Raw genomic sequence first — 901 nt, forward strand, 5'->3', positions numbered from 1 at the left:
TGTGAAGTTGTGTTCGGCGGTGTCCTACTCTCCCACACCCTCGCGAGTGCAGTACCATCGGCGCTGGCAGGCTTAGCTTCCGGGTTCGGAATGGGACCGGGCGTTTCCCTGCCGCTATGGCCGCCGTAACTCTGTGAAACAAGGGCCCACACGTGGTGTGTGTGGGTGTGTTGTTTCAGATACTGCACAGTGGACGCGGGTCGATCTTGTAAAAAGGTGTTTGTGTGTAAGTCCTCGGCCGATTAGTACCGGTCACCTGCACGCATTGCTGCGCTTCCAGTTCCGGCCTATCAACCCCATGGTCTGTGGGGGGCCTTAACCACGCGAAGGTGGTGAGAAACCTCATCTTGGAACAGGCTTCCCGCTTAGATGCTTTCAGCGGTTATCCCTTCCGAACGTAGCTAACCAGCGATGCTCCTGGTGGAACAACTGGCACACCAGAGGTTCGTCCGTCCCGGTCCTCTCGTACTAGGGACAGCCTTCCTCAAGTTTCTTACGCGCGCGGCGGATAGAGACCGAACTGTCTCACGACGTTCTAAACCCAGCTCGCGTGCCGCTTTAATGGGCGAACAGCCCAACCCTTGGGACCTACTCCAGCCCCAGGATGCGACGAGCCGACATCGAGGTGCCAAACCATCCCGTCGATATGGACTCTTGGGGAAGATCAGCCTGTTATCCCCGGGGTACCTTTTATCCGTTGAGCGACACCGCTTCCACTTGCCGGTGCCGGATCACTAGTCCCGACTTTCGTCCCTGCTCGACGTGTCAGTCTCACAGTCAAGCTCCCTTGTGCACTTGCACTCAACACCTGATTGCCATCCAGGCTGAGGGAACCTTTGGGCGCCTCCGTTACTCTTTGGGAGGCAACCGCCCCAGTTAAACTACCCACCAGGCACTGTCC

At 57.8% G+C, this 901-nt stretch carries 2 rRNA genes; both read right to left on the minus strand.

The features are described from left to right. Positions 1 to 11 precede the first annotated feature (11 nt). Positions 12 to 128 (minus strand): 5S ribosomal RNA (gene rrf / locus RWK90_RS17235). Positions 129 to 222: 94 nt separating this feature from the next. Continuing rightward, positions 223 to 901, minus strand: a 23S ribosomal RNA gene (locus RWK90_RS17240); the annotation flags it as partial.

Origin of the sequence: Dietzia sp. CH92, assembly GCF_032248695.1 — a bacterium.
Classification (GTDB): Bacteria; Actinomycetota; Actinomycetes; order Mycobacteriales; family Mycobacteriaceae; genus Dietzia.